General features: G+C 70.9%; 19 protein-coding genes. 4 read left to right on the top strand and 15 right to left on the bottom strand.

Annotated elements, in window-relative coordinates; translation table 11 throughout:
- Positions 1-167: 167 nt before the first annotated feature.
- Entirely contained in the window at positions 168-1,196 is a 1,029-nt protein-coding gene (locus QQ657_RS27805) for a sigma-70 family RNA polymerase sigma factor (protein ID WP_284745212.1), read from the top strand.
- 550 nt (positions 1,197-1,746) lie between these two features.
- Positions 1,747-3,408 (top strand): fumarate hydratase, encoded by a 1,662-nt coding sequence (locus QQ657_RS27800; RefSeq protein ID WP_284745211.1) that lies wholly within the window; start codon positions 1,747-1,749, stop codon positions 3,406-3,408.
- 57 nt (positions 3,409-3,465) lie between these two features.
- Here QQ657_RS27800 and QQ657_RS27795 read toward each other — a convergent pair whose 3' ends face one another.
- The 13 genes from QQ657_RS27795 to QQ657_RS27735 all read right to left on the bottom strand — a co-directional run bounded on the left by QQ657_RS27795 (position 3,466) and on the right by QQ657_RS27735 (position 14,279).
- A complete protein-coding gene (locus tag QQ657_RS27795; RefSeq protein ID WP_284745210.1) occupies positions 3,466-4,158 on the bottom strand; it encodes an SCO2207 family protein in 693 nt (230 codons plus the stop codon).
- Positions 4,159-4,322: 164 nt separating this feature from the next.
- Positions 4,323-5,726, bottom strand: a complete 1,404-nt coding sequence (locus tag QQ657_RS27790) for an MFS transporter (protein WP_284745209.1) — start codon at positions 5,724-5,726, stop codon at positions 4,323-4,325.
- A gap of 66 nt (positions 5,727-5,792) precedes the next feature.
- On the bottom strand, positions 5,793-6,230 hold the full coding sequence (locus tag QQ657_RS27785) for an SRPBCC family protein (RefSeq protein ID WP_284745208.1): 438 nt from the start codon (positions 6,228-6,230) through the stop codon (positions 5,793-5,795).
- Positions 6,231-6,244: 14 nt separating this feature from the next.
- The gene (locus tag QQ657_RS27780; protein WP_284745207.1) at positions 6,245-6,760 is read right to left on the bottom strand and encodes a hypothetical protein; all 516 of its coding nucleotides are present in this window, start codon (positions 6,758-6,760) and stop codon (positions 6,245-6,247) included.
- A gap of 194 nt (positions 6,761-6,954) precedes the next feature.
- A complete protein-coding gene (locus QQ657_RS27775; protein ID WP_284745206.1) occupies positions 6,955-7,464 on the bottom strand; it encodes a hypothetical protein in 510 nt (169 codons plus the stop codon).
- 40 nt (positions 7,465-7,504) lie between these two features.
- Entirely contained in the window at positions 7,505-8,302 is a 798-nt protein-coding gene (locus tag QQ657_RS27770; protein WP_284745205.1) for an ABC transporter permease, read from the bottom strand.
- A complete protein-coding gene (locus QQ657_RS27765; RefSeq protein ID WP_284745204.1) occupies positions 8,280-9,131 on the bottom strand; it encodes a 2-aminoethylphosphonate ABC transporter permease subunit in 852 nt (283 codons plus the stop codon). Before QQ657_RS27765 ends, QQ657_RS27770 begins: the two co-directional genes overlap by 23 nt.
- On the bottom strand, positions 9,128-10,177 hold the full coding sequence (locus QQ657_RS27760) for an ABC transporter ATP-binding protein (RefSeq protein WP_284745203.1): 1,050 nt from the start codon (positions 10,175-10,177) through the stop codon (positions 9,128-9,130). The genes QQ657_RS27765 and QQ657_RS27760 overlap by 4 nt, the downstream gene beginning before the upstream one ends.
- Positions 10,174-11,181 (bottom strand): 2-aminoethylphosphonate ABC transporter substrate-binding protein, encoded by a 1,008-nt coding sequence (locus QQ657_RS27755; RefSeq protein WP_284745202.1) that lies wholly within the window; start codon positions 11,179-11,181, stop codon positions 10,174-10,176. Before QQ657_RS27755 ends, QQ657_RS27760 begins: the two co-directional genes overlap by 4 nt.
- A complete protein-coding gene (locus QQ657_RS27750; RefSeq protein WP_284745201.1) occupies positions 11,178-11,846 on the bottom strand; it encodes a phosphonatase-like hydrolase in 669 nt (222 codons plus the stop codon). The genes QQ657_RS27755 and QQ657_RS27750 overlap by 4 nt, the downstream gene beginning before the upstream one ends.
- On the bottom strand, positions 11,843-12,961 hold the full coding sequence (locus tag QQ657_RS27745) for a TIGR03364 family FAD-dependent oxidoreductase (protein WP_284745200.1): 1,119 nt from the start codon (positions 12,959-12,961) through the stop codon (positions 11,843-11,845). The genes QQ657_RS27750 and QQ657_RS27745 overlap by 4 nt, the downstream gene beginning before the upstream one ends.
- A gap of 105 nt (positions 12,962-13,066) precedes the next feature.
- Entirely contained in the window at positions 13,067-13,447 is a 381-nt protein-coding gene (locus tag QQ657_RS27740) for a DoxX family protein (RefSeq protein ID WP_284745199.1), read from the bottom strand.
- Positions 13,448-13,505: 58 nt separating this feature from the next.
- Complete coding sequence (locus QQ657_RS27735; protein WP_086681579.1) at positions 13,506-14,279, bottom strand: GntR family transcriptional regulator; 774 nt, start codon at positions 14,277-14,279, stop codon at positions 13,506-13,508.
- Positions 14,280-14,582: 303 nt separating this feature from the next.
- Between QQ657_RS27735 and QQ657_RS27730 the strand changes: the two genes are divergently transcribed.
- Positions 14,583-15,383 (top strand): S1 family peptidase, encoded by an 801-nt coding sequence (locus QQ657_RS27730; RefSeq protein ID WP_284745198.1) that lies wholly within the window; start codon positions 14,583-14,585, stop codon positions 15,381-15,383.
- 63 nt (positions 15,384-15,446) lie between these two features.
- Here the strand turns inward: QQ657_RS27730 and QQ657_RS27725 are convergent, their stop codons facing one another.
- Together QQ657_RS27725 and QQ657_RS27720 are read right to left on the bottom strand one after the other, a co-directional pair.
- On the bottom strand, positions 15,447-16,547 hold the full coding sequence (locus tag QQ657_RS27725; protein WP_284745197.1) for an NAD(P)H-dependent flavin oxidoreductase: 1,101 nt from the start codon (positions 16,545-16,547) through the stop codon (positions 15,447-15,449).
- A gap of 13 nt (positions 16,548-16,560) precedes the next feature.
- Positions 16,561-18,177 (bottom strand): acyl-CoA synthetase, encoded by a 1,617-nt coding sequence (locus QQ657_RS27720; protein WP_284745196.1) that lies wholly within the window; start codon positions 18,175-18,177, stop codon positions 16,561-16,563.
- Between the two features lie 61 nt (positions 18,178-18,238).
- Here QQ657_RS27720 and QQ657_RS27715 point away from each other — a divergent pair, with 61 nt between their 5' ends.
- Positions 18,239-19,027 carry a crotonase/enoyl-CoA hydratase family protein gene (locus QQ657_RS27715; protein WP_284745195.1) on the top strand — a complete coding sequence of 263 codons (789 nt, stop codon included), beginning with the start codon at positions 18,239-18,241 and terminating at the stop codon, positions 19,025-19,027.
- The last annotated feature ends 145 nt before the right edge of the window (positions 19,028-19,172 follow it).

Below are 19,172 nucleotides of genomic sequence, written 5' to 3'. Positions count from 1 at the left end.
CTCCTTTTCAGGCGAGCCGGGAACGTTTTGGGAACCCGGAGCGTTGTGCCAGATGTCCAGCCAAGCCGGCCGGACCGGCGTACCGGGCTCCACAGGCCCCGGTCCGCGGGTACGCACCCGGTGGGACGACCGCAGCAACACGTTCAGCCCGTGACCGGGGAGGCAGAATGTCAGTCCAGACTCTCGAACGCGAGTCGCGCGGGATTCGCGAGCGCATCCCGGCTCAGGTGTCCGAGGAGCCGGTGAGCGTGGGGACGCTCGCCGACGGCGACCTCGACGCCCCGAGCCCCGCCGCCGACCTCGTGCGCGTCTACCTCAACGGCATCGGCAAGACGGCGCTGCTGTCCGCAGCCGACGAGGTCGAGCTCGCGAAGCGCATCGAAGCCGGCGTCTTCGCCCAGCACATGCTGGACACCGGGGAGAACCTCACCCCGAAGCGCCGCAAGGAGCTGTCCGCCCTGGTCCGTGACGGGCACGTGGCCAAGAACCACCTGCTGGAGGCCAACCTCCGCCTGGTGGTCTCGCTGGCCAAGCGCTACACCGGCCGGGGGATGCCGCTGCTCGACCTGATCCAGGAGGGGAACCTGGGTCTGATCCGCGCGGTGGAGAAGTTCGACTACTCCAAGGGGTTCAAGTTCTCGACCTACGCGACCTGGTGGATCCGCCAGGCCATCACCAGGGGGATGGCCGACCAGGGGCGCACCATCCGGCTCCCGGTCCACCTGGTGGAACAGGTCAACAAGCTGGCCCGCATCAAGCGCGACCTGCACCAGCAGCTCGGGCGTGACGCGACGCACGAGGAGCTGGCGGCCGAGTCGGGCATCCCGGCGCACAAGATCTCGGACCTGCTCGACCACTCGCGTGACCCGGTAAGCCTGGACATGCCGGTCGGCACCGAGGAGGACGCCCCGCTGGGCGACTTCATCGAGGACTCCGAGGCGACGGACGCCGAGAGCGCCGTGATCTCGAGCCTCCTGCAGGACGACCTGCGCCGGGTCCTGTCGACGCTGGACGACCGCGAGCAGCAGGTCATCCGGCTCCGCTACGGCCTCGACGACGGCCAGCCCCGCACGCTCGACCAGATCGGCAAGCACTTCGGGCTGTCCCGCGAGCGCGTCCGCCAGATCGAGCGCGAGGTCATGTCGAAGCTCCGCCAGGGCGAGCGCGCGGACCGGCTCCGCGCTTACGCCAGCTGATAACTCTCTGCCGAAGGGGCGGGTGCGTTGCGCACCCGCCCCTTTCGCATGCCCACGACCAGCAGTTCCGCGGTTCGCGGGGCAGTCCTGGAAAATTCTCCACGAAAAAGGGGTTTCGCCGGTGAAGGGCCGGGGTAGCAACCTCTCGCCGACACCCGTTCGGCCGCGTTGACTTATGACCTTCGTCACGCCACATTCGTGGAGCGGCTTTTACGGCGCCGGCACTGACCACGCGATCGGGTGTGCACGCACCCGGCCGCTCTCCCCGGGAGGTCGGGTCCGTCGGGGTGGACCCGGCCTCCCGACCATTTGTGCCGCGAGGGTCGGCTCGCGTACCCAGACAGTCGGCTCACGTACCTAGACAGTCGACTCGCGTACCCAGACGGTCGGCTCGTCAGCCGACTCTCCAGGTACGCGAACCGACCCTCCAGGCACTCGGGCCTCCCCGGAACCCGCGTGGGGTGGCCCACAGTGATCGGGTGCATATGTCCGGTGCCCGGACAGCGTGCGTAGGGTGGACCGATCCCGGAGCTGGCAAAGGAGCCTGGCAGTGCCGTCCACCACCACGTTTCAGCACACCGAAGTCCTCCCCCTCGGCAAAGACACCACCACCGAGTACCGGCTGGTCACCGACGAGGGCGTCGAGACCGTCGAAGCCGCCGGGCGGAAGTTCCTGAAGGTCGATCCCGCCGCGCTGACCACCCTCGCGCGCACCGCCATCAAGGACATCCAGCACCTGTTGCGCACGTCACACCTCGAGCAGCTGCGCGCGATCGTGGACGACCCCGAAGCCAGCGGCAACGACCGCTTCGTCGCCATGGACCTGCTGCGCAACGCCGCCATCTCCGCCGGTGGCGTCCTCCCCATGTGCCAGGACACCGGGACCGCCATCGTGATCGGCAAGCGCGGCGAGGGCGTTCTCACCGGCGGTGACGACGAGCGCGCGCTCTCGCAGGGCATCTTCGACGCCTACCAGCAGCTGAACCTGCGGTACTCGCAGATGGCGCCGGTCAACTTCTGGGACGAGCGCAACACGGGCACCAACCTGCCGGCCCAGATCGAGCTCTACCACAAGGACGGCCAGGACGACCCGGCCTACGAATTCCTCTTCATGGCCAAGGGCGGCGGCAGCGCCAACAAGACGTTCCTCTACCAGGAAACGAAAGCCGTCCTGAACCCGAAGCGGCTCGCGCGCTTCCTCGACGAGAAGCTGCGCAGCCTCGGCACCGCCGCGTGCCCGCCCTACCACCTCGCGATCGTCGTCGGCGGCATGTCGGCCGAATTCAACTTGAAGGTCGCAAAACTCGCTTCCGCGCGTTACCTCGACAACCTGCCGACCGAGGGATCCGAGCTGGGCCACGCCTTCCGCGACCGGGACCTCGAGCAGCAGGTCCTCGAGATGACCCGGCAGTTCGGCATCGGCGCGCAGTTCGGCGGCAAGTACTTCTGCCACGACGTCCGCGTCATCCGGCTCCCCCGCCACGGCGCGAGCTGCCCGGTCGGCGTCGCCGTGAGCTGCTCCGCCGACCGCCAGGCCAAGGCGAAGATCACCGCCGACGGCGTCTTCATCGAGCAGCTCGAGCGCGACCCGGCCCGCTTCCTCCCCGACGTCACCGAGGAGGACCTCTCCGACGACGTCGTGAGCGTCGACCTCAACCGGCCGATGGCCGAGATCCGCGCACAGCTCTCGCAGCTGCCGGTCAAGACGCGGCTTTCGCTCACCGGGCCGCTGGTCGTCGCCCGCGACATCGCGCACGCGAAGATCGCCGAGCGCCTCGACGCCGGCGAGGAGATGCCGGACTACCTGAAGAACCACCCGGTGTACTACGCCGGTCCCGCGAAGACGCCGGAGGGCTACGCGTCCGGGTCGTTCGGGCCGACGACGGCCGGGCGGATGGACTCCTACGTCGAGCAGTTCCAGGCCGCCGGCGGCTCACTCGTCATGCTGGCCAAGGGAAACCGCTCGAAGCAGGTCACCAGCGCGTGCCAGTCGCACGGCGGGTTCTACCTCGGTTCGATCGGCGGCCCGGCCGCGCGGCTCGCGCAGGACTGCATCAAGAAGGTCGACGTCCTCGAGTACGCCGAGCTCGGCATGGAAGCCGTCTGGAAGATCGAGGTCGAGGACTTCCCGGCGTTCATCGTCATCGACGACAAGGGCAACGACTTCTTCGCCAGCACCGGCGACCCGGTGCTGCAGATCAGCTTCCGTTAGCACGCAAGGGAAGGGGACACCGGCCCGCCGCCGGTGCCCCCTTTCTTCCCTGCTCCCTCAGCCGACGCGCTCGATCCGTGCGCGCCGGATGAGGAACTTTCCGGGTTCCCGAACCTGTTCGAAGGCCGCGTTGTTGAGCAGCGTGCAGCTGCCCGACACCGAGGTCACCTCGACCGTCGTGGACTTCGAGTTGTCCAGGTTGGTCACCTTCAGCTTCGTCCCCGCCGGGAACTGGTTGCTCGACGCGGCCGGGGCGCCGCCCTCGCCCGAGAGCGTCACGGTGGAGCCGGCGCACACGACGTCGCCGGTCGCGCCCGTGTCCCCCGCGTTGGCCTGATCGCCCGCGGCGGCGCCGTTCTGGTCCTGCTGGGCCGGCGCCTGCTGCGCCGGAGCTTGCTGGGCCGGGGCCTGCTGGGCCGGCGCTTGCGCGGCCTGGCCGGTGTTCGCGGCGACGTTCGCCGTGCAGCCGGCGACCTGCCGCCGCTGCTGGATCAGGTCGACGACCGCCTGCCGGTTGGCGATCCGCGCGGCCGACTGCGCGTCCGGGTTCGCCTGCTGGCCCGCGATGAAGTTCAGGTTGTTCTGCAGGGCGGTGTCGAGCCCTCCGCAGTTCTCCTTCGGCGCTTCGGCCGCGTTGCCCGCGGGACTGCTCAGCGCGATGGCGGTCGCGGTGACGCCGGCGACCCCCAGCAACGCGGCCAGGCCGACCGTCGCCTGCTTGCGGTGCCGACCACTGCTCAACCGGGGCATGGGCCCCTCCTTTCTGATCACCACCTCACTCATGGATACGGCTCGGTAACAGCGGTGGTTCACCGGAATCCGGACGAGTTTTCGACGGCTTCGACCGCGGAGTGGTCGCACTGGTCCGGACCACTGGCCGCACGGGTGGCGCTCAGCAGGGAGTTCCGCCGAGGTCAGCTCACCGGGGCGTCGTCATGGTCCGGACCATTCACGCGCGCCGCGGTCGCCATGGCCCAGCGGCCCGTCGTCACCAGGCCCAGCACGAACACCAGCACACCGCAGCCCGCGACGATCAGCCACACCACCCGGCCCGTGCCCGGCGGCGTCCCGACGCTCCCCGCCACGACCGCGCCGACGACCGCCACGCCCAGCGACGTCCCGACCTGGCGGCTCGTCGACGCCACCGCCGCCGCCAGGCCGGCCTGCTCGCGCGGCATCCCGGACACCGCCGCGTTCGTGATCGGCGCGTTGAGCAGGCCGTAACCGATGCCGAAGCACACGAAACCCACCACCAGCACTGAAATCGGCGTCTCCGGGCCGATCCCGGCCAGCACGACGCCGGACGCGGCGATCCCCGCGCCGGCCACCAGCAGGGGCAGCCGCGGCCCGCGCGCCCCGGTCATCCGGCCCGACAACGGCGCACCCACCGCGGTCAGCACCGCCATCGGCAAGGTCAGCAATCCCGCGTGCAGCACTGAAAAGCCGCGGGTCTCCTGGAGGTAGAGGGTACTGAGGAACAGGAACCCCGACAGCGCCGCGAAGCCGGCGACCGCGGTGAGCGTCGCACCCGAGAACGGCACGCTGCGGAAGAACCTGAGTTCCAGCAACGGATCCCGGCGCCGGCGCTCGTACGGCAGCAGCACCGCCAGCGCCGCCGCGGCGATCGCGAAGCAGCCCACCATCACCGGCGCACCCGAACCGCGGCCTTCGATGATCCCGTACGTCAGCGAGGCCAGCAGGACGATCACCAGCAGCTGCCCCACCGGATCGAGGCGGCGCGGCCGCGGGGCGCGGGACTCCGGGACGAACAGCGCCGTCAGCACGATCGCGGCCACGCCGACCGGGACGTTGATCCAGAAGATCGAGCGCCAGCCCGCCCAGGCGACGAGCACGCCGCCGAGCACCGGCCCCACCGCCAGGCTCAGCCCGTTCACCCCCGCCCAGACGCCGATCGCGCGGGCGCGGTCGCGGGGGTCGGTGAAGACGTTGGCGACGATGGACAGCGCGACCGGGTTGAGCATCGACCCGCCGATCGCCTGCAGCGCCCGGAAAGCGACCAGCAGCCCGATGTTCGGCGCGAGCCCGCACAGCAGCGAACCGAGGCTGAACAACGCGAGCCCGGTCTGGAACGTCCGGCGCCGGCCGATCCGGTCCGCGGTCGAGCCGGATAGCATGAGCAGACTGGCCAGCACGAGCGTGTACGCGTCGATCGTCCACTGCAGACTCGAGACCGACGCGCCGAACTCACGGCGGATCGACGGCAGCGCGAGGTTCACGATCGTGTTGTCGAGCCCGACGATGAACAGGCTCAGGCAGCAGATGGCCAGGACCAGCTGCCGCCGCACCGGCTGCGGCACCGCACTCCCAAACCAGTTGCACGGACAATATTAAGCACTGTACAACTAATTCGGGTGGGGCCCTCGTCAGGCCGGGAACAGCTCCCCGAGCCGCGCCAGGGTCTTCTCGATGCCGTCGGCGTTCTTGCGCGGGAACGGGCTGAGGCTGATGGCGAGCGGGAACTTCGCCGTCGACCAGTCGAACGTCTCGGTGACCTCGGTGCGGCCGTCGTCGAGGGGCTCGAGGCGCCAGCGCCAGCGGTGCCCGTTGAAGTGGCGCCAGGCGATCAGCCTGCCCTCTTCGAACTCGACCACGGTGTTGAGGATCTTGTACGACGCGCCCATCTTCATGTCCATGCCGAACTTCGCGCCGAGCGTGAGCCGGTCCGGGCCGCCGGACTGGGCGGCCCGGACCGTGCCGGATCCGTCGATGAGCGGGTGCTGGGCCGGATCGGCCAGGAGCCCGAAGATCTTCTCCGGGGTAGTGGCGACGATCGCGGTGCGTGAGACCTGGCGGCTTCCCATCACCCGACCCTAGATCATTTGGTCGTCTTCAACACGACGGTGCGCTGGTCCAGCGGCGCGGCCAGCGCGACCGAGATCACCGGGTACCGGATGTCCATGGTGCACATCTGGCCGGTCTGTGCCTTGGTCTCGCTCAGGTTGACCACGACGCGGTCGCCCGCCTGCTCGGTCGCCTCGCCGAGCGCGTGACCGCAGCCACCTTCCTGGGCGCGGATGTTGAGGATGGTGCCGCCGTTGGCCGTCCAGACCTCGTGCGGGTAGTTGGCGGGCAGCGCGGCGGCGTCGACCTTGTCCGGCGGCACCGGGGTACTGCCCTCGGGCACGGTCAGCCGGGGTTTGCCCGGCGGGTTGGCCGACGGCGTCCCCGGCAGCACCGACTCACTCGGCGACGGCGACGTCGAAACGCTGCCGGTCGGTGCCGCGGAGGTCCCTCCGGCGGCGGGCTGGCTGATGGGCACGTTCTGGCCGGCGCAGGCTGTCGCCATCAGCAGCATCGCGCCTGTCCCGACCACCTTCGCTAAGTACCTCATGTCCCGAAGACGGAACGGGGGCGGCGAGGGGTTGCACGAAAGATCGATTCGCCGGGAGAGGGTTCCCGAGCGGCACTTTCACGTGAAAGTGCCGGGGTCACGCGAGCGGCACTTTCACGTGAAAGTGCGAAACGTGGTCTGGGAGGGCGGCTCCGGGCATCCCGGAGCGGCCCTCCCAGCGTCCTCGAGGCGGGTCAGCCCTGGCGGAGGACGACCGTGCGCGTCCCGAGCGGCTCCGCCAGCGCCAGGGGGATCGTGATCTCCCTGATGTAGTCCGGGCACATCTGGCCCTTCTTCGCCGCGGTGACCGCGATCAGCACGGACACCTGCTGCGCCGTCTGCTCGCCGACGTGGGCGGAGACGCGGCGGCAGCCGCCTTCCTCGGCCTGCAGGGTCAGCGTCTTGCCGTCCACGCTCCGGACCAGGGTGCGCGGGTAGCCCTCCGGCAGCGTGCGGGCGTCGATCTGCGTCTCGGCGATGGCGTCGTCGCCCGGGGCGATGCCCTGCGTCGGGCGGCCGACCGTCTGGGACGGCGGCGGCGCGATCGTGGGCGAACCGGACACCGGCGGCGAAGCCGACGTAGTCGGCGTCTCCGGTCCCGTACTGCTCGCGGCCGGAGCCCCCGCGCCGCTCGTCGCGGCCCCGCAGGCCGTCACCGCGAGCAGCAGCAGGCCCGTTCCCAGCAGTTTCACCGTCGTGCGCATACCTGCCAGACGGAGCGGACCCCCACCAGGTTGCATCCCGCTAGCGATGGGCCGCCCGGCCGCGCACCAGGCCCAGCAGCACCACGCCCGCGAGGGTGACCCCGAGCAGCACGACCGTCGCCGCCGACGCGAGGAACACCTGGCCGCGGTCGGTCAGCGCGAAGATGCTCGCCGGCAGCGTGCGCCAGTCCGGCGGGTACAGCATCATCGTCGCGCCGAGCTCCCCCATCGACATCGCCAGCGCGAGGCTCGCCGACGCCGTCATCGCCGGGAGCAGCACCGGAACGCGGACCCGCAGCATCACCCGCGCGGGGGACGCCCCGAGCGAAGCCGCCGCCTGCGCGAGCTGCGGGTCGACGCGGGCGAGCGCCGCCGTCACGGTGCTGTAGGCGAACGGCAGCAGGATCAGCAGGTGCCCGAGCAGCACGATCCAGCGCGTCCCGTTGAACGCCAGCGGCGGCCGGCTGAACGCCACCAGCAGGGCCAGCCCCAGCACCACCGACGGCACCGCGATCGGCAGGTGGAACAGCGTGTCGGCGACGTGGCGCACCCGCCGCGGCGCGGTCTCGGCCGCCAGCGCCGCCCAGGTGCCGAGCAGCACCGCAGCCGTACCCGCGAGCACGCCGGTCTGGATGCTGACGGACAAGCTGGCGAACGTCTCCCCCGACAGCGCGTCCGCGTAGTGGCCGAACGTCGGCCCGCCGGGCAGCACCCCGGTCCAGTGCCCGGCGAACGACGCGAGCACGATCATCACCAGCGGCGCCGCGACGACGACGGCGAACACCACGCCGAACACCAGCCACAGCAGCACCTTGCTACGCCGCGTCCACAGCAGCACCGCGCCCCCTCCCCGCCAGCACCCGGTAACTCCCGTACAACAGCAGCGAAATCGCGACGTCGACCAGCGCGACGACGCTCGCCGCCGGGAAGTCGAACGTGACGATCCCCTTGCCGTACACCAGCATCGGCAACGTCGTGACGCCTTTCGCGCCGAGGAACAGCACGATGCCGAACTCGTTCAGCGCGAGCAGCAGTGTCAGGCACGCGCCCGAGGCCAGCGACGGCAGCGCCGCGGGCAGCACGACCCGCCCCAGCACCCGCCAGGGACGCGCGCCCAGCGACGCCGCGACGTCCAGGTGCACCCCCGGGACCTGGCCGAACGCCGCGAGCGCCGGGCGCATCACGAACGGCGTGTAGAACGTGATCTCGGCCAGCAGCACGCCCCACGGCGAGTACAGGAACCCGCCCGCGCCGAAGACGCCCGCGCTGCCGTAGAGGAACGTGAAGGCCAGCGCGATGAGGAACGACGGGAACGCGAGCACCGTGTCGACCAGCCGCGACAGCGTCCGCGCGCCCGGGAACGGGACGAACGCGATCACCAGCGCCAGGAACGTGCCGAGCAGCACGCACCCGGCCGTGGCGCCCAGCGCGAGCAGCACCGTCTGCCCGGCCGCGTCGCGGAACTCGGCCGAGCCGAGCACCTCCGCCCACACCGCCAGGCCGAACCCGGTGTCCGTGGTCAGGGACTGCCCGGCCACCAGGACCAGCGGATACCCGAAGAACACGGCCACGACCACCACCGGAGGAAGCAGCCAGACCAGACCCCGTCGTGAGTGGGAAACAGGGTTAGAACGCGGCTCACTCACGACGGCCGGTGCGACGCTCATGTGCCGACCCCGACCAGCGGGCAGCCGTCCGGGATCGACACGCCCACCGCCGCCCCGACGGCGAAGGTCTCGGACACCTCGGCCCGGATCGTCGCGCCCCCGGCCAGCTCGAGGTCCAGGCGGTAGCCGGTGCCGCGCCACTGCACGGCCCGGACCAGCGCCGGGAGGGTGTCCGCGCCGGGCGCGCCGACCCCGACGCGGTGCGGGCGGACGCCGAGGGCGACCGGCCCCGGGCCGAGGGCCCCGGTCGGCTCGGCCGTCAGCACGTGCTCGCCGAGCCGGACCGTCGCCGGTGTCCCGTGGCTGACGAGGTCGACCGGGATGAGGTTGGCCGCGCCGAGGAAGCTCGCGGTGAACTCCGACGCAGGACGCCGGTAAAGCTGCTCGCACGAGCCCGCCTCGACCAGCCGCGCGTCGCGCATGACGGCGATGCGGTCGGCCAGCGCCAGGGCCTCGCCCTGGTCGTGGGTGACGTAGACGAGCGTCGTGTCCGGCAGTTCGGCGCGCAGCCGCAGCAGCTCGGCGATCATGTCCTCGCGCAGCGCGGCGTCCAAAGCGGACAGTGGCTCGTCGAGCAGCAGCACGCCGGGCCGGATGGCGAGCGCCCGGGCGAGCGCGACCCGCTGCTGCTGCCCGCCGGACAGCTCGCGCGGGAACCGCCGGGCGTAGGCGCCCATGCCGACCAGCTCCAGGACTTCGGCGACGCGAGAAGCCACCTCGGCCCGCGGCACCCGGCGGGCCTTGAGCCCGAACGCGACGTTGGCGTCGACGCGCATGTGCGGGAACAGCGCGTAGCTCTGCACGACCACGCCGAGGCCACGGCGGTGCGGCGGCAGGTCCGTGACGTCCTCGCCGTCGAGGAACACCCGGCCCGCGTTCGGCCGGACGAACCCGGCGAGGGCCTTGAGCGCCGTCGACTTACCGGAGCCGGACGGCCCGAGCAGGGCGAGGGTTTCGCCGCGGGCCACCGTGAGGTCCAGGGATTCCAGGGCCCTCGTCCGTCCGAAGTGGACGGAGACGCCGCGGAACTCGACGGCCGGGGTCATCGGCCGACGGCCTTCTTGTACGCGGCCAGGTCGGCGTCCAGCTTGCCGAGCACGGCGGTCCAGTCCGGCTGCCAGATCTCGACGCCGTCGAGTGCGGCCTTGATCTTCGCCGCGTTCGGCCCGGTGGCCGTCACGTCGGCGCGGGCCGGGATGCCGAACGCGTCGGCGGCTTTGCCCTGGACCTGGGGCGAGAACAGGAAGTCGAGCAGCTTCTTCGCGTCGTCGGCGTGCGGCGCGTTCGTCACGAGCCCGGCGTAGTAGGGCAACGCGAACGTCGAGCGCTTGCCGCGGGAGTCGGCCGGGAAGAAGACGTCGAAACCACCGCTCTTGGCGATTTCGGCGAGGTTCATCTGGACGTCGCCGTTGGCCACCAGCAGCTCGCCCTTGGCCACCTTGGGCTGCAGCTTGCCGGTCGACGACGACGGCCCGGCGTTGTTGGCCTCCAGCTTGCCGAGGTAGCCGAGCGCGCCCTGCTCGCCGAGCACGTGCTGCAGCTGCAGGAGGACCGCCGTGCCGTCGCCGGCCTCACCCGGCGTCGAGTACTGGACCTTGCCCTTGAGCTTCGGGTCGAGCAGGTCGTCCCAGGTCTTCGGGGTGGCGCCCGGGTTGCGGATGAAGCTGAGGTAGTTGTTCATCATCGCGAAGTAGCGGCCCTGCGCGTCCTTGTCGGGCACCTGGTCACCGCCCGCCGGGGTGTAGGGCTGCAGCAGGCCGGCGACGCGCTGGATGAACGGCGGCAGCGTGACGAGGACGTCGGCCTGGGTGTTGGCCTTCTCCTTCTCGACGCGGGAGGCGACCTCGCCGGAGCCGGCCGTCACGGCCTGGACGGTGATGCCCGTCTGCTGCTCGAACTCCGCGAACCGGGCGGTGTACCAGTCTTCCAGTCCGTCCACTGTGTACACGGTGACGGTCTTGCCGCCGGCCGACGCGGCGCCGGTGCCACCACAGGCGGACAGCAGGGCGATCAGCGCCACGGCGAACGCGGTGGCCAGGGTCTTCTTCAACGGGGTTCTCCTTCGAGCACGGCGGGGAGTTCGGAGACGGAGCCGAGCAGGTGGGTGGCTTCGAGGAGGTCTTCGCGGCGCCCGGCGCCGGTGAGGACGCCCGCGACGACGGACGCGCCGGCGCGAAGCCCGCACAGGACGTCCGAAGCGGTGTCGCCGACGACGGCGATCCGCCGCACGTCGGTGACTTCGAGCCGCAGTGCGGCGGTGAGCACGAGGTCGGGGAACGGCCGGCCGCGGACGCCGTCGCCGGGCGCGAGCGCGAGGTCGGCGAGGCCGCGCCAGCCGAGCGCGTCGAGGATGGCCTGCTGGGTGGCGGGCGCGAAACCGGTGGTGAAGGCGACCTTGACGCCGTTCTCGCGCAGGCCGCGGACGACGTCCTCGGCGCCGGGGACCGGCGTGCACTCCCCCGCCTCCACGAGCTTCCCGTAGGCGGCTTCGAACGCGGAATTGGCTTGCTGCGCCCGGGTTTCGTCCTCGATGAGGGCGCGGAAGACGGTGATCTTCGACTGGCCCATGGTGTCGGTGACGTACCGGAGCATCTCCGGGTACCGGTCCTCGGGCACGCCGGCGGTCTCGATGGCGGCGGTGAAGGCCCGCACGACGAGGCCGTCGTCGGCGACGGTCGTGCCGGCCATGTCGAGGACGACGAGTTCGGTGGTCACAGGCCCAGCTCCCCGGCGGTGTCTTCGGCGATGGCGGGTGCGCAGGTCATGCCGCGGCCGCCGGGTCCGGTGACTAGCCACGCGTTGTCGGCGACGCGGGCGCGGTGCACGATCCGGCCGGTGTCGGCGGTCTGCACGTAGACGCCGGCCCAGCGGCGGCGGATGCGCGGCAGCGGACGGCCGAGCAACCCTTCGGCGACGTCGGCAAGGTGGTCGTAGGGGTCTTCGGTGACGTCGAAAGCGAAGGGCTCGTCGTACTCGTGGGTGTCGCCGATGGTGAGCGAGCCGTCGAGCCGCTGGACCAGCAGCAGCTGCATGCGATGCGCCGCGGCGACGTCGGCCTGGGGCTGCCCGGTGTTCAACGAGTCGAGGGCTTCTCCGCGGTAGGCGGGGTAGTAGCGGAAGCTGTCGCCGTCGGCGACGCTCGTGGTGAGCTCTTCGCCCAGAGGCTCGGTCTGGGCCATCTGCAGCCGGACGCGCCGCACCGGTGGGTCGCCGGCGAGTTCGCGGACCAGGCCGCCGGTCCGGGCGCCGGTGCAGAAGACGACGACGTCGCCGTCGTGCCGCTCGCCGTGGTCGTCGACGACGCCGGTGGCGGTGAGGTGCCGGACCTCGCGGCCGGGTCGCCAGGTGTAGCGGCCGGTCCTGGCCAGTTCTGCGCGCAGGGCGGGCTGGGCGGTGCGCGGCTCGACGGCGGCGTCGCGCTCGCACCAGAGGGCGCCGAGGAAATCGCCGTTGAGCGCGGGGTTCAGCTCACGAGTCTCGGTGGCGTCGAGGAGCTTGTAACCGCGTTCGGACGCTTCGCCGCCTTCGCTGACTTCGCGCGCGACGGCGAGTTCGCCTTCGGTCCGGACGACGGTCAGCGAGCCGTTGGCGCGGAAGCCGAGGCCCGGGACGCGCTCGCCGACCCGCTCCCAGAGCGTCCGCGCCCGCTGGGCGGTGGCCAGTTCGATCCCGGAGGCGCGGCCACCGACCCAGACCAGCCCGAAGTTGCGCACGGACGCGCCGCGGGCCTCGGGTTCGCGTTCGAGCTGGACGACGTCGTGGCCGCGTTCGACGGCCTGCCAGGCGTGCAGCGTGCCGAGCACGCCACCGCCCACGATGAGGATTCGCACGCCGCCCACGCTCTCCGGAGCGCGTCAACAGCCGCTGGCCCCTCGGCGAACGCCGGGTGAAGGCCCATCGAATATTGGACCGGATGAGTTACCGGCTCGTTACCTTCACAGGCGACCGACGGCGACGAACAGGCACACCGCGAAGATCACCCCGTTGATCCCGACGTTCCGCCACTCCGCCGGCTTGTGCTGCACGACCGCCAGCCGGCCGTGCATCGCCATCGCGCCCACCATCACCACGGCCAGGCCCACCGCCGCCCAGCCCGTCAGCACCGGGGCGATGCCCAGCAGCACCGGCAGGATCAGCCCCACCACGGCGAACAGTTCACAGATCGCGGTGAACCGCACCACCGGCAGCGGGTACGCCGCCGCCCCCGTCTGGCCGGTTTCGAGCATCCGCTGCCGCGACATCGTCGACTTCAGCGCGCCCGACAGGGCGAAGATCGCGGCCAGCAGCACCTGACCGACCCACAAAGCGGTGTTCATGACGTCCTCCCTTTCAGTTCGTGAGGGAGGAACGAGAACGCTCGGGAGAACGTGACAGTCAGGCGCGGCCGAGACGGGTCATGAAGCTGAGCCGGTCGCCGCGGTACAACGACCGCACCCGCTCGAACGGCGCGCCGTCCGGGCCCCACGAGATGCGGTGCATGAGCAGCATCGGCAGGGCCGGGTTGGTGCCGATGAGCAGGGCTTCGCGCGGGGTCGCCAGCACCGTCTCGACGCGCTCCTCGGCGCCGTCGAACACCACGCCGAGCTGCTCGCTCAGGCACGCGTACAGCGACTGCTCGGGGTTGAACACCTCCAGGAGCGTCGGGAACCGCTCGGCGAGGAGATATGTCGACTCCAGGCCGACGCGCTCCTCGTCGGCCAGCAGCACGCGCTCGATGTGGATCACTTCGGCGTCGGACGTGACCTGCAGGTCGGCGGCCAGCGCGCTGCCGGCCAAGCGCCGCTCCAGCGTGATCACGGTGCGGCCCGGCCGGATGCCCTGCCGCCGCAGTCCTTCGGTGTAGCTCACCAGGGCCAGCGGCTGCACGAGCTTCGGGCCGGCGACGAACGTGCCGCTCCCCTGCCGCCGGCTGAGCCTGCCCTCGAGCACCAGCTCGCCGACCGCCTGCCGCACGGTCGCCCTCGACACCTCGAACCGCTCGCACAGTTCCCGTTCCGTGGGCAGCACCGATCCTTCGCCGAGTTCCGCGATCACCGCCAGCAGCTCGACCTTGACCGCGTAGTAGCGCGGGACGCGGCCGTGCTCGGGGATCCCGTCGAGCACGGGACCGTCGGCGGACAGGCGGGAATGACGTGAAGGGGCGGGCACGGAATCGACCCTATTCGCTTCCCGGTGCGCCGCGGTTCGCTGTGGCGCGTAACACGGCTGTCACACAGAGGATCACCCGGTTGCCCCCGGCCCTCGCCGACGCCAGCTTTACGGCCGGGAAAGGCTCGGTGAACTCCGGGCCACCTCGGCCTACGGCGTTCGCCGGGTCCGCCGGTGAGAAATCACCCAACCGCCCGAAACATCCGAAGAAAGTTGGTTGTCCCGGTATGTGAGCACCTGGTGTAGTCATGGGGCCGCTGACGGCAACGGCTTCCACTGTGGACACTGGAAGGACTGATCCCCTTGGCTCCCAAGCGCTGGTTCACCCTGCTCAGAAACGTCACCACCGCGGTGGCCGCGGTCGCCGCGGCCGCGTCGTTCGCCACCCCGGCGATCGCGGCCCAGCCGCCGTCCACCGACGTCGTCGGCGGGACCCGGGCCGCCCAGGGCGAGTTCCCGTTCATGGTCCGGCTGTCGATGGGCTGCGGCGGCGCGCTCTACACCAGCCAGATCGTCCTGACCGCCGCCCACTGCGTCAGCCGGACGGGCTCGAACACGTCGATCACGGCGACCGTCGGCGTGGTCGACCTCAACAGCACGAGCGCCAAGAAGATCAAGTCCACCTACGTCTACCAGTCCCCGACCTACGGCACCTCGACCGGCGGCGACTGGGCGCTGATCAAGCTCGCGAGCCCGGTCACCGGCCTCTCGACGCTGCCGATCGCGACGACGACGACCTACAACACCGGCACGTTCACCGTGGCCGGCTGGGGCGCGGCGACCGAGGGCGGCGCCCAGCAGCGCTACCTGCTGAAGGCGACGGTCCCGTTCGTCTCCGACAGCACCTGCCAGGCCCAGGGCGGCAGCTACCCCGACCTCATCCCGAGCGCCGAGATCTGCGCCGGCAACCTGAGCGCGGGCGGGGTCGACACCTGCCAGGGCGACTCGGGTGGCCCGATGTTCCGCCGGGACAACGCGAACGCGTGGATCCAGGTCGGCATCGTCTCCTGGGGTGACGGCTGCGCCCGGCCGCACGCCCCCGGCGTCTACACCGAGGTGAGCACGTTCGCGTCGAAGATCGCCGCGGCCGCCGCTTCGCTCTAGCCCGAATGCCATGAGGGGCACCTTCATGGACGTGATGTCCATGAAGGTGCCCCTCATGGCTTTTCAGCGGGTCTTGTCCAAACGGGACAGTGCCTCTTCGTAGCCGGCCACCAGATCCGCGACGACCTCGGCGACCGGGCGGACCGCGTTCATCCGGCCGACGATCTGCCCGACCGGCATCGACACCACGCTCGGGTCGTTCGCCGCGTGGATCCGGTTGTGGGCGTGGGAAACCAGCAGGTTCTGCAGCGGCATCGGCAGCGGCTCGGGCGCGTCCGCCGCGGCCCACGCCTCGGTCCAGCGGGTCTTGAGCAGCCGCGCGGGCTTGCCGGTGTAGATCCGCGTCCGGACCGTGTCCGACGACGTCGCGCCGACCAGCGCCTGCTGCATCGCCACGGACTCGCCCATGGTCTGCAGGTACTCCTCGGTGGCGAGCCACATCGAGCCCATCCAGACGCCGGACGCGCCGAGCGCGAGCGCCGCGGCCATCTGGCGCCCCGACCCGATCCCGCCCGCGGCGAGCACCGGCACGTCGACGGCATCGACGATCTCCGGCACCAGCACCATGGACGCGATCTCGCCGGTGTGCCCGCCGGCTTCGTAGCCCTGCGCGACCACGAAGTCGACGCCGTTCTCGACGTGCCGGACCGCGTGCACGGCCTTCCCGGCCAGTGCCGCCACCGGCACCCCGCGATCGTGGCACTGGCCGATGACGTCGGCCGGCGGCGAGCCGAGGGCGTTGGCGATCAGCTTGATCGGGTGGTTGAGCGCGACCTCCACGTGCGACCGCGCCACCGAGTGGAGCCAGCCGAGCACGCCCGCGCGTTCGTCGGTGTCGTCCGGCAGCGGCGGCACCGAAAGGTCGCGGAGCACCCGGTCGACGAACGCGCGGTGGCCCTCCGGGATGTGCTTCGAGAGGTCGACCTGGGTGCCCTCGGCGGGGATCTTCGCCGGCATCACGATGTCGACGCCGTAGGGCTTGCCGCCGGTGTTCTCGTCCATCCAGGTGAGCACCCGGTCGAGCTCGGCGGCGTCGTTGAACCGGACGCAGCCGAGCACGCCGAGCCCGCCGGCGCGGCTGAGTGCCGCGGCGACGTGCTCCGAGGGCGTGAACCCGATGATCGGCAGGTCGATGCCGAGCCGGTCGCACAGGGATGTCCGCACTCCGTAATCCTCCTCAGACAGGCTGGGCCGTGGCCGGTTCGTGGTCGGCGGCGTAGCGCTGGGCCCACGGGTAGTCCGGCTTGCCGCTGGGCGAGCGGCCGATCTCGTCGGCCAGCCAGACGGTGCGCGGCACCTTGTAGCCGGCGATCTCGCCCCGGACGTGCTGCTCGATCCCGGCGAAGTCGGCTTCGGCGCCTTCGCGCAGCTGGACGACGGCGGCGACGCGCTGGCCGGTCCGCTCGTCCGGGATGCCGATGACGAGCGCGTCGAAGACGTCCGGGTGCGACTTGAGCGCGCCCTCGACCTCCTCCGGGTAGACCTTCTCGCCGCCGGTGTTGACGCACTGGGAGCCGCGGCCGAGCAGGGTGACCGTGCCGTCCTCTTCGTAGCGGGCGTAGTCGCCCGGGACGACGTACCGGACGCCGTCGAGGTCGACGAAGATCGTCTTGCTCTTCTCGGGATCGCCGTAGTAGCCGAGCGGGACGTGCCCGCGGCGGCCGATCAGCCCGACCGCGCCTGCCTTCGGCTCGACCAGGTTGCCGTCGTCGTCCAGGAGGATGGCGTCCTTGCCGAAGCTGACCCGCGGGCCGGCGCTGTGGTCGGAGCCCTTGGCCACCATCCCGATCCCGGTGAAGCCGCTTTCCGACGAGCCGATCGCGTCGGTGATCACGGCGTTCGGCACGAGCGCGACGAACTCCTGCTTCACCGACTGCGAGAACAGCGCAGCGTGGCTCGACACCGCGACGAGCGACGAACCGTCGTAGTCGCCCTCGCGGAACGCCTCGATCAGCGGCCGCGCCATCGCGTCGCCGACGATCGTGAGGACCTGGACCTTGTGCTCCTGCACGGCCTTCCAGATCTCGTGGGCGTCGAAGCGGGGCACGAACACCACCGGGCTGCCGGTGAACAGGGCACCGAACGCGGCCCACTGCGCGGCGCCGTGGATCAGCGGTGCGGCGGGCAGCCGCGTCAGGCTGCCGGCCTTGCCCTGCTCGGCGAGCGTCCACTCGTCCGGGACGTACTCGCCGGTGACGAAGTTGATGCCGCCGCCGAGCGCGCGCCAGATGTCCTCGTGGCGCCAGAGCACGCCCTTCGGGTAGCCCGTGGTGCCGCCGGTGTAGAGGATGTAGAGGTCGTCGTTGCTGCGCTCGCCGAAGTCGCGCTCGGGCGACTGCGCTTCGAGCGCGGCTTCGTAGTCGACGCCGCCGTAGCTCGAGAAGTCGCCGTCGCTGCCGTCGTCGATCACGACAACGTGTTTCAGTTTCGGCGATTCCGGCAGCGCCGCCGCGACTTTGTCGGCGTAGCTTCTCTCGTGCACGAGCGCGACGAGGTCGGCGTCGTTGAAGAGGTACACGAGCTCGCCGTGCACGTAGCGGTAGTTGACGTTGACGGCGATCGCGCGCAGCTTGTACGCCGCGATCATCGCCTCCAAGGCCTCGATCGAGTTGCGGGAGTAGACCCCGATGTGGGATCCGCGTCCCACGCCGTGTGCGGCGAGGTGGTGGGCGAGCCGGTTGGCCCGCGCCTCCAGTCCGGCGAAGGTGACCTGCCGGTCGCCGCACACGACCGCGACGCGCTCCGGCACGGCGTCGACGGCGTGCTCCAGAAGATCCGCGATGTTGAGTGCCACGCCCTCAAAGTAGAACATGTTATCGTTCTGGGCAATGGCACTGCTCCTTCAGGAGGTTTCCGTGGGTGAACCGCACGCGCTGGTCTCACAGGAGGGCCAGACCCTCATCGTGACGATGAACCGGCCCGAGGCGCGCAACGCGATCACCGGCGAGATGATGTCGATCATGGTCGACGCGTGGGACCGCGTGGACTCCGACGACGGGATCCGCAGCTGCATCCTGACCGGCGCGGGCGGCGCGTTCTGCGCGGGCGCGGACCTGAAGTCGATGTCCCGGAACTCACCGTCGAAGGCGTTCGACGCGGGCAAGTTCGACCCGGCGCACATCCCGGGCCTCCTCAAGGGGCGCCGCCTGACGAAGCCGCTGATCGCGGCGGTCGAGGGACCGGCGATCGCGGGCGGGACGGAGATCCTCCAGGGAACGGACATCCGGGTCGCGGGCGCGGGGGCTCGCTTCGGGGTGTCGGAGGCACGGTGGGGGTTGTTCCCGATGGGTGGATCGGCGGTGCGGCTGCCGCGCCAGATCCCGTACACGGTGGCGGCGGACATCCTGCTGACGGGCCGTCACCTGTCGGCCGACGAGGCGCTGGCCATCGGCTTGATCGGCCACGTGGTCCCGGACGGCGAAGCCCTCTCGAAGGCTTTGGAGCTGGCTTCTTTGGTGAACGCCAACGGGCCGGTCGCGGTGCGGGCGATCCTGCGGACGATCCGGAACACCGAGGGGCTCCACGAAGAGGAGGCCTTCAAGCTCGACTCGCAGTACGGGATCGAGGTCTTCGCTTCGGAAGACGCGAAGGAAGGGCCGAAGGCGTTCTCGGAGAAGCGGAAGCCCGAGTTCCGCGGCCGCTGACCCACCCGCAGGATGTCGTGAGTGAGAAACAGTGGTAACTAGTCAGGTCCCCGGTCGTGTGGTGGTTGTCGTGGTGCGATGATCATCGTGTGACCGGGGATGGGCGTCCGTCGTATGACGAGCTTGCTGCTCTGGTGGTCGCGCA

It is taken from the genome of Amycolatopsis ponsaeliensis (assembly GCF_030182635.1).
GTDB classification, from domain to species: Bacteria; Actinomycetota; Actinomycetes; order Mycobacteriales; family Pseudonocardiaceae; genus Amycolatopsis; species Amycolatopsis ponsaeliensis.
This window is presented reverse-complemented; position numbering and strand designations above follow the sequence as displayed.

Bases quoted from the DNA above. Each gene is read 5' to 3' on its own strand.
- QQ657_RS27795 (WP_284745210.1), bottom strand. From the start codon at position 4,158: ATGCCCCGGTTGAGCAGTGGTCGGCACCGCAAGCAGGCGACGGTCGGC.
- QQ657_RS27805 (WP_284745212.1), top strand. From the start codon at position 168: ATGTCAGTCCAGACTCTCGAACGCGAGTCGCGCGGGATTCGCGAGCGC.
- QQ657_RS27775 (WP_284745206.1), bottom strand. From the start codon at position 7,464: ATGCGCACGACGGTGAAACTGCTGGGAACGGGCCTGCTGCTGCTCGCG.
- QQ657_RS27760 (WP_284745203.1), bottom strand. From the start codon at position 10,177: ATGACCCCGGCCGTCGAGTTCCGCGGCGTCTCCGTCCACTTCGGACGG.
- QQ657_RS27780 (WP_284745207.1), bottom strand. From the start codon at position 6,760: ATGAGGTACTTAGCGAAGGTGGTCGGGACAGGCGCGATGCTGCTGATG.
- QQ657_RS27740 (WP_284745199.1), bottom strand. From the start codon at position 13,447: ATGAACACCGCTTTGTGGGTCGGTCAGGTGCTGCTGGCCGCGATCTTC.
- QQ657_RS27765 (WP_284745204.1), bottom strand. From the start codon at position 9,131: ATGAGCGTCGCACCGGCCGTCGTGAGTGAGCCGCGTTCTAACCCTGTT.
- QQ657_RS27785 (WP_284745208.1), bottom strand. From the start codon at position 6,230: ATGGGAAGCCGCCAGGTCTCACGCACCGCGATCGTCGCCACTACCCCG.